This is a genomic window from Pseudomonadota bacterium, assembly GCA_030860485.1.
In the GTDB taxonomy this organism is placed as follows: domain Bacteria; phylum Pseudomonadota; class Gammaproteobacteria; order JACCXJ01; family JACCXJ01; genus JACCXJ01.
Genome location: JALZID010000018.1, coordinates 1 through 7,661 on the forward strand (window position 1 = coordinate 1; position 7,661 = coordinate 7,661).

Annotated in this window: 8 protein-coding genes; 4 read left to right on the forward strand and 4 right to left on the reverse strand. The window is 66.7% G+C overall.

Annotation, left to right across the window (positions count from 1 at the left end):
* The 3 genes from M3461_00735 to sucC form a co-directional block, all read right to left on the reverse strand.
* The coding region (locus M3461_00735; protein MDQ3773007.1) for an NAD+ synthase at window positions 1-510 on the reverse strand (510 nt) is incomplete at its 3' end.
* The gene (gene sucD / locus M3461_00740; GenBank protein ID MDQ3773008.1) at window positions 511-1,386 is read right to left on the reverse strand and encodes a succinate--CoA ligase subunit alpha; all 876 of its coding nucleotides are present in this window, start codon (window positions 1,384-1,386) and stop codon (window positions 511-513) included.
* Window positions 1,386-2,552: an ADP-forming succinate--CoA ligase subunit beta gene (gene sucC / locus M3461_00745; GenBank protein MDQ3773009.1), complete on the reverse strand. Its 1,167-nt coding sequence runs from the start codon at window positions 2,550-2,552 to the stop codon at window positions 1,386-1,388. Before sucC ends, sucD begins: the two co-directional genes overlap by 1 nt.
* A gap of 266 nt (window positions 2,553-2,818) precedes the next feature.
* Here sucC and M3461_00750 point away from each other — a divergent pair, with 266 nt between their 5' ends.
* The 3 genes from M3461_00750 to M3461_00760 are packed head-to-tail and all read left to right on the forward strand — an operon-like array spanning window position 2,819 to window position 5,966.
* The gene (locus M3461_00750) at window positions 2,819-3,040 is read left to right on the forward strand and encodes a hypothetical protein (protein MDQ3773010.1); all 222 of its coding nucleotides are present in this window, start codon (window positions 2,819-2,821) and stop codon (window positions 3,038-3,040) included.
* Window positions 3,037-4,650, forward strand: coding sequence for an ATP-binding protein (locus tag M3461_00755; protein ID MDQ3773011.1), 1,614 nt, complete (start codon window positions 3,037-3,039; stop codon window positions 4,648-4,650). Before M3461_00750 ends, M3461_00755 begins: the two co-directional genes overlap by 4 nt.
* A complete protein-coding gene (locus M3461_00760; protein MDQ3773012.1) occupies window positions 4,638-5,966 on the forward strand; it encodes a sigma-54 dependent transcriptional regulator in 1,329 nt (442 codons plus the stop codon). The genes M3461_00755 and M3461_00760 overlap by 13 nt, the downstream gene beginning before the upstream one ends.
* Before the next feature lie 653 nt (window positions 5,967-6,619).
* Here the strand turns inward: M3461_00760 and M3461_00765 are convergent.
* Entirely contained in the window at window positions 6,620-7,108 is a 489-nt protein-coding gene (locus M3461_00765) for a hypothetical protein (GenBank protein MDQ3773013.1), read from the reverse strand.
* Window positions 7,109-7,344: 236 nt separating this feature from the next.
* On the opposite strand from M3461_00765, the gene M3461_00770 reads away from it, so the two are divergent.
* Window positions 7,345-7,661 (forward strand): hypothetical protein (locus tag M3461_00770; GenBank protein MDQ3773014.1); only part of this gene is annotated, 317 nt, incomplete at its 3' end.

The following is a 7,661-nucleotide window of genomic DNA, read 5'->3' on the forward strand; positions in this document are numbered from 1 at the left end:
GTTGACGATGAGCCGCGCCCCAGCAGCGCGCGCCTGGGCCGCCGTGCCGTCGACCCAGATGTCCTCGCAGATGCTGAGGGCCGTCGGGACCCCCTCGATCGATACGACGGTGGGGCCGGAGCCTGGCGAAAAATAACGCTTTTCGTCGAAGACGCCGTAGTTCGGGAGGTGCTGTTTATGGTAGGTCGCGGCTACCATGCCTCCCCGGATCAGGGAGCAGGCGTTGTATAGGCTGCCCGCGTGAGGATGCGGATGGCCCAGGATGACCGCGATCCCCGTAATCGAACGCGCGATCCGCTCCAGGGCCCCTGCTACGGCCCGGGTGAGCCCAGGGCGCAGGAGCAGGTCCTCGGGGGGATAGCTCGTCAAGGTCAGCTCGGGGAAGACGATGAGTCGGGCGCCCAGGGCGTCGCGCGCCTCCGACGCGGCCTCGATCACGCGCGCCGCGTTGCCCGCGATGTCGCCGACCCAGAGGTCGAGCTGGGCGAGCGCGATGCGCAACCCGGGCAATCAGCCCTTGAGGCAACGCAAGATGGCCGGCCCGATCTCGGCGGGCGAGCGCACCGTGACGACGCCGACTGCCTCCAAGGCCTCGAACTTGGCCTCTGCGGTCCCCTTGCCGCGCGAGATAATGGCGCCGGCGTGGCCCATGCGCTTTCCGGGCGGGGCGGTGACCCCCGCGATATAGGCCACCACGGGCTTGGTCACGTGCTCGCGGATGTAGTCGGCGGCGTCCTCCTCGGCCGTACCCCCGATCTCGCCGACCACGATCATGCCCTGGGTGTCCGGGTCGCCCTCGAAGAGCGCCAGGCAATCGACGAAGCTCACGCCCTGGATGGGATCGCCGCCGTTCCCCACGCAGGTGCTCTGGCCGAGCCCGCACAGGGTGGTCTGGTGCACGGCCTCGTAGTTGAGGGTACCGGAGCGGGACATGATGCCGACGCAGCCGGGTTGGTGGATGCTGCCCGGCATGATACCGATCTTGCACTGGCCCGGCGTGATGACCCCCGGTGAATTGGGCCCGACCAGCCGGCTGTCGGGGTAATGCACGAGACTCGCCCGCACCCGCAACATATCGAGCACCGGGATCCCCTCGGTGATGCAGACGATGATGCGGATACCGGCATCCGCGGCCTCGATGATCGTCTCCCCCGCGTACCGTGCGGGCACGAAGATCATGCTGGCATCGGCGCCGGTGTCGCGTACCGCCTGCTCCACGGTGTCGAAAACCGGCAGTCCCAGATGGGTGTCCCCGCCGCGCCCCGGCGTGACCCCTCCGACCAGCTTCGTGCCGTACTCCAGGGCCTGCTGGGCATGGAAGGTCCCCTGGCGCCCGGTAAATCCCTGACACACGACGCGGGCGTCCTTATCGACCAGGATCGCCATCACGCCCCTCCCTTAGCCGCGGCGACAACCTTCTCCGCAGCATCCGACAGATCGTTGGCGGCGGTGATCGGGAGGCGGGTCTCGGCCAGGATCGCGCGCCCCCTGTCCATGTTGGTACCCTCCAGCCGCACCACCACCGGGACGTGCACACCCACCTCCGTCACCGCCGTGATGATGCCTTGGGCGATCAGATCGCAGCGCACGATGCCGCCGAAGATGTTGACCAGGATGGCCGCCACCTTGGCGTCGGAGACGAGCAGCTTGAAGGCCTCGGCCACCTTCTCGGCGGTGGCATTGCCGCCGACGTCGAGGAAATTGGCCGGCTCGCCCCCGGACAGCTTGATGACATCCATGGTGGCCATCGCGAGGCCGGCGCCGTTGACCATACACCCGATGTTGCCGCCGAGGCTGACGTAGTTGAGGTCGTAACGCCGGGCGATGTTCTCTTTCGGGTCCTCCTGGGTGGGATCGCGCCACTCGGCCAGGGCCGTCTGCCGAAAGAGGGCGTTGTCGTCCACCGCAACCTTGGCGTCCAGGGCCTCGAGATCGCCCGTGTCCGTGATGATGAGCGGGTTGATCTCGATGAGCGTCAGATCCTTGTCCAGGAACAACCGGTACATGGCCGGCAGGATGGTCGCGAGCTGCTTGCGCTGCCTTGTATCGAGCCCGAGCTTGAGGCCCAGTGCCCGACATTGATACTTGAGCAGCCCGAGCAGCGGATCGATGGTGAAGCTCAGGATCTTGTCGGGCTCGGTCGCGGCCACCTCTTCGATGTCCATGCCGCCGGCCCGTGAGGCGATGACGGCGATGCGTCCCTGCGGGCGGTCTACGAGCATGGCCAGGTAAAGCTCGCTTGCGATGTTGGAGGCCCGCTGGACGAGCACGCAGTCCACCGGTTGCCCTTCCGGCCCCGACTGCTTGGTGACGAGGCGCTTGCCGAGCAAGTCGCGCACCACGGCCTCGACCTTGTCGAGCCCGTCGCAGAACTTGACGCCCCCCGCCTTGCCGCGGCCCCCGGCATGCACCTGGGCCTTGACCACCCACGGCCCCTGGAACTCGGAGGCGTGGCGCAGGGCGTCCTTGATGGAGTGCGCGGGGCGCCCTTCCGGGACCGGGATCCCGTACTCTTCGAACAGTTTCTTGGCTTGGTATTCGTGTAGATTCATTCCTGAGGCTTCCTCGCTGCCGATCCCGTTGCCGCTTGCGGGTCTTGCGCCGCACCGCTAAGGTGATCCGAGCGGGCCGGAGACGATGGCCGATCCCGCTCCGGCCACAGGCGGAAACTATAGTCAAATCCGCTCGCCAAGAAAACCGGATCACAGGGGGCCCGATCACAGGGGGCCCGATCACAGGGGGGCCGATCACGATTACAAGGCACTCGACCCCGCGGGGCGGGACCGTTCGCTTTGGATCGATCCTAAGCCATCCGCTCATGGGCCTATTCCGTACTCTGCTGGTGCTCGCCGCCGTTTGGCTGGTGCTGCGGCTCTTCTCGCGAGCGCGCGGCGCGCCGAAAAAAGACCGCGGCGCGGCACTCCCCGACATGGTCCGGTGCGAGCACTGCGGCCTGTATCTGGCCGCACATGAAGCAACGCGGGCCGGTGGCCGCTACTTTTGCAGCCCCGAGCATGCCGAAGCGGGGCGCACACCATGATGAGCCTCATTGTCGCCGAAGAGTCCCCCACCGGCCCGGCCGGACGGATAGGTCTACGTTATTTCAGCCTATACCGGCTGGCGCTCGCGACGCTGTTTCTGATCCTGGTGTGGAGCCGGGGCTTGCCGGCGCCGCTAGGCACCGACCACCCGGCCCTGTTCGGCACCGTGGCCCACGTCTACTTCGGCCTCGCCGTGCTGGCGCAGATCGCGCTGGAGACCCGCACCGCCCGTGAATCGGCGCAGGTACTCGGTCAGGTGCTCCTCGATATCGCCGCCGTCACGCTCTTCATGTATGCGAGTGGGGGCGTGGGGAGCGGTTTCGGCACGCTCCTGGTCGTCAGCATCGCCATCGGCGGCCTCTTGACCGAGGGGCGGATCGCCTATCTGTGCGCAGGCTTCGCCACCTACGCGGTGTTGACCGAGGAGCTCTGCCGCTGGCTGGACTCCGATCTGCGGGCCGCCGACTACACCCAGGCCGGTCTACTGGGTGCGGCGTTCTTCGCGACCGCCTATGTCGGCCACGGCCTGGCACGGCGCCTGCGCACGAGCGAGGCCCGCGCCGCACGCCAGGCCGCCGATCTCGAAAACCTCGCGCGCTTGAACGAGCGCATCGTGCAGCGCATGCGCTCCGGGATCCTGGTGCTCGACGCACACTCGCGAGTGCGGCTCATGAACGACGCCGCCCTCGCGTTGCTCGGCCGGGCACGGCCATTGTCGGGACAGCAACTGACGGAACATTGGCCCGAGTTCGAGGCCCACGCGCGGGCCTGGGACTCGGGCCAGGCGGCGGCGACGCGCCTCTTGCGCTCGCCCGCTCGCGATGCCGATGTCTTGGTGTCGCTCGCGGCGCTCGCGCCAGGCTCTCGGGAGGGCACGCTGGTGTTCGTCGAGGATGCCGCCGAGACGCGCCAGCGCGCCCAGCAACTCAAGCTCGCCTCGCTCGGGAGGCTCACCGCGAGCATCGCCCATGAGGTCCGCAACCCGCTCGGGGCCATCAGCCACGCGGCCCAGCTCCTGTCCGAATCCGAGGCCACGAACGAGGAGGACCGGCGGCTCACGCGCATCATTCAGGATCATTCGGGGCGCGTAAATCGGATCATCGAGAACGTGCTCCGGATCGGGCGGCGCGACGGCACCGCACCCGAGGTCTTCGCCATCGGGCCGTGGCTCACGGCCTTCGTCGCCGATCTGATCGAACGCCGGCAACTCCTTTCGGAACAGGTGCTGCTCGCAGTGGATCCCGCCGATATCCGGGTGGTCATGGACCCGACCCAGTTGCACCAGGTCCTATGGAACCTGTGTGAGAACGCCTTGCGCTACAGTGCGGGCAACCCGCTCCTAACGCTTTGGTGCGGCCGGATGCCCATCTCGGACCGCCCGTATCTTGATGTCATCGATCGCGGCCCCGGCATCCCCGAGGACATCGCCCGCCACGTGTTCGAGCCCTTCGTGAGCCGTGACTCCACGGGGACGGGGCTTGGGCTCTACATTGCCTCGGAGCTCTGTGAGTGCAACCAGGCCACCCTGAGCCTGCACGCCAACGGCCCCGAAGGGTGCACCTTCCGCATCGGCTTCGCTCATCCCGGACGCCAACAATGGATCGCCTGAGACCCAACACCCTCGCACTCATCGTCGACGATGAACCGGACATCTGCGAGCTCCTGGAGATCACCCTGTCACGCCTTCAGATCGGCTCGCGCCGGGCCATGAGCCTGGCCCAGGCCCATGAGCTCTTGAGGCGATATACGTTCGATCTGTGCCTGACCGATCTGCGCCTGCCCGACGGCGACGGCATCGCGCTCGTCGCGCACATCCAGAAGACGTCTCCGCGCACCCCGGTGGCGGTGATCACCGCCCACGGCAGCATGGAGACCGCCATCCAGGCGCTCAAGGCCGGTGCCTTCGACTTCATCACCAAGCCCATCGACCTCGGCGGGCTCAGGGTCGTGGTCGGCCAGGCCCTGCGTGTCTCGGAGCGCCGCCCCGAGGCGGAGACCCGGCTCATCGGCGATTCCGAGGCCATGCGAGCGATCCGCGCGACTATCGCGAAGCTCGCGCGCAGCCAGGCGCCGGTGTACATCTCCGGCGAGTCCGGTACCGGCAAGGAGTTGGTGGCCCGCAATATCCACGATCAGGGGCCCCGGGCCGGCCAGCCCTTCGTGCCGGTCAACTGCGGCGCCATCCCGCAGGACCTCTTGGAGAGCGAGTTCTTCGGGCACAGGAAGGGCAGCTTCACCGGGGCGGTGGCGGACCAACCGGGGCTCTTCCGGGCCGCGCACGGGGGGACCTTGTTCCTCGACGAGGTGGCGGAGCTTCCCATGCCCATGCAGGTCAAGCTCCTGCGCGCCATCCAGGAGAGGTGCGTGCGTCCCATCGGTGCGCAGCAGGAGGTGCCGGTCGATGTGCGCATCCTGAGCGCCACCCACAAGGACCTCGGGGCCCTGGCCACCGACGGCCGCTTTCGGCAGGACCTGTACTACCGCATCAACGTCATCGAGCTGCACGTCCCCCCGCTCCGGGCGCGGCGCGAGGATATCCCGGACCTGGTGGCCATGGTCCTCCAGCGCCTGACCCAGCAAGGCAAGACCGCCGTGCTATCGGACCGTGCCCAGGAGGCGCTCCTGGCCTACCCATTTCCGGGCAACGTGCGTGAGCTCGAGAACGTCCTGGAGCGCGCGCTGACCCTATGCGAAGGCGAGGTCATCGAGCCCGCCGATCTCGATCTCAAACGTCCCCCCCTCCAGGAGGGCGCCGAGAGTCCTGACGACGCCAACCTCGACCACTACCTCGACGGCCTGGAGCGCCAGCGCATCACCGGCGCCCTCGCGCAGACGCGCGGCAACAAGACCGGCGCCGCCCGGCTCCTCGGCATCACCCTGCGCGCCCTGCGCTATCGCCTCGAAAAGCTCGGGATGGAGGCCTGAGGCAACGACTCCTAGCCCGTCTTTCTCAACTCACCTCGAGAAATGCCGAGTTTTCTAGGTTTACACTTCGGGAAGGCGCATAAACACTCGGGTAGAGTTTCAAACTGGCTGTATTGTAGACCAAGTGTCTTGTCAGCCGCCGGGTTTTGCATACCATGGGGCGGCGGCATTATGTACCTGCGATCTCAAAGACGGCAAAGAGCACCGCTACTGGAACATTGTCGAAGCCAAGCGCTGTGCCGATGGCAGAGTGGTGCAACGCAGGTCCTGTATCTGGGCGAGATCAACGACAGCCAGCACGAGGCTTGGTGCCGGGTGATCGAGGTGTTCGATGAATGAAGACACGCGACGGCGCACGCAACTGGCGTTATTTCCCACCGAGCGCGAGGTACCCGAACACGGGCATGGTTCTCCTTTTGGGTGAGCTGGGAGTGATCCTCCCAGAAGGCTTGATATTCGCCGACCGCGCGGATGGTCGGATCGGACTGCGTGAGCGTCGTGGGCGCGGATGTGCAAGCTGTAGCGGCACGCCGTTCAAGCGCGTGTTTGACGGTGGCATAGGACACGCGCTGCGCCTCGAGTAGCTTAGCGCACACCGCGTCGATGTCGGCGCGGGCGTAGCGTCGGGGAAGATTGGACAGGCCGTAGATGGCTCACTGGCCGGGGCGGCCGAGTTTGGCGAACAGCTCGCGGGCAAACCGTGCGGTGTTCGGCCCGATCTTCTCCACCCGTGCGATGAGACGTACGGTCTCGCGCGAGGGGTCGAACAGCCGGTCCTCCTCGAGCAACTGGAAGTTGCCCTTGCGCGTCGATTTCTCCTGCCGGCGCAGCACGCCGCCCGCGGCGTCGAGGATCTCGCTCTCGCGTGCATAGATCCGCATAGTGACTTTGCTGTGCGGCGGCGCGGGCAGCGCCGCGTAGTAAGCGCTCTCCACCGCCACCCGGCCCGCGTCATCTACGCTGCGGGGCGATGTGTGGCCTTCCTCCAGGTACATCTCCATCACCTGGCGCTTCTTGCGCCCATGAATGCGCAGCGCCGCAAAGCGCTCTCCCAGTGCGCGAGAAGCGTTCTGCGCTTCGATGGACTCGAACCGCCGCCCCTTCAGTGCCGTGCTCTGCGTGTGCTGGATGGCGTTCTCCACGGTGCCTTTGCGATTCGGGTCCCGGACCCGGCACGGATCGGCCACCACGCCGTAATGCGCGAGCAGCGCGGCGTACAGCGGATTTAACGCCGGCTCGCAGATGTCCGTTGATGACCCCTTCCTTCAGGTTGTCCAACACGACGTAGCACGTACAGCCGCCAAACGCACGCCAGGCTTCCTCGTGCAGCTGTGCCCACACTTCCTGATTGCTCTTCCACACCACCTTGCGGAAACTCTTGCCCGAGTACTTCAGCGTCATGATGAACCAGCAGCGGTCGCTTGTACTTGCCCGGTCGGTACCGCGTCAGCGCGCCCTGGCCATAATCGACTTGTGCCTCTTCCCCCGGCAGGAACTCCAGCACGTCAAAGCGCGCGGGCGCGCTCAATTTGTAATGCTTTTGGGAGGTACAGGACGAACCGGGATTACGGGGGAAGCCTATCTTCGCCTGCGCACCCTGCCCGGCGAACAAGCCCAAGCCGACTGGGCCCACTTCGGCAAGCTCACCGTCGGCCACGCCGTGCGCCCGCTGATGGCCTTCGTGATGGTGCTGAG

What these genes read in the sequence shown, in the direction of transcription:
- sucD (MDQ3773008.1), bottom strand. Translation starts at nt 1,386, where the DNA reads ATGGCGATCCTGGTCGATAAGGACGCCCGCGTCGTGTGTCAGGGATTT.
- M3461_00760 (MDQ3773012.1), top strand. Translation starts at nt 4,638, where the DNA reads ATGGATCGCCTGAGACCCAACACCCTCGCACTCATCGTCGACGATGAA.
- M3461_00755 (MDQ3773011.1), top strand. Translation starts at nt 3,037, where the DNA reads ATGATGAGCCTCATTGTCGCCGAAGAGTCCCCCACCGGCCCGGCCGGA.
- M3461_00750 (MDQ3773010.1), top strand. Translation starts at nt 2,819, where the DNA reads ATGGGCCTATTCCGTACTCTGCTGGTGCTCGCCGCCGTTTGGCTGGTG.
- sucC (MDQ3773009.1), bottom strand. Translation starts at nt 2,552, where the DNA reads ATGAATCTACACGAATACCAAGCCAAGAAACTGTTCGAAGAGTACGGG.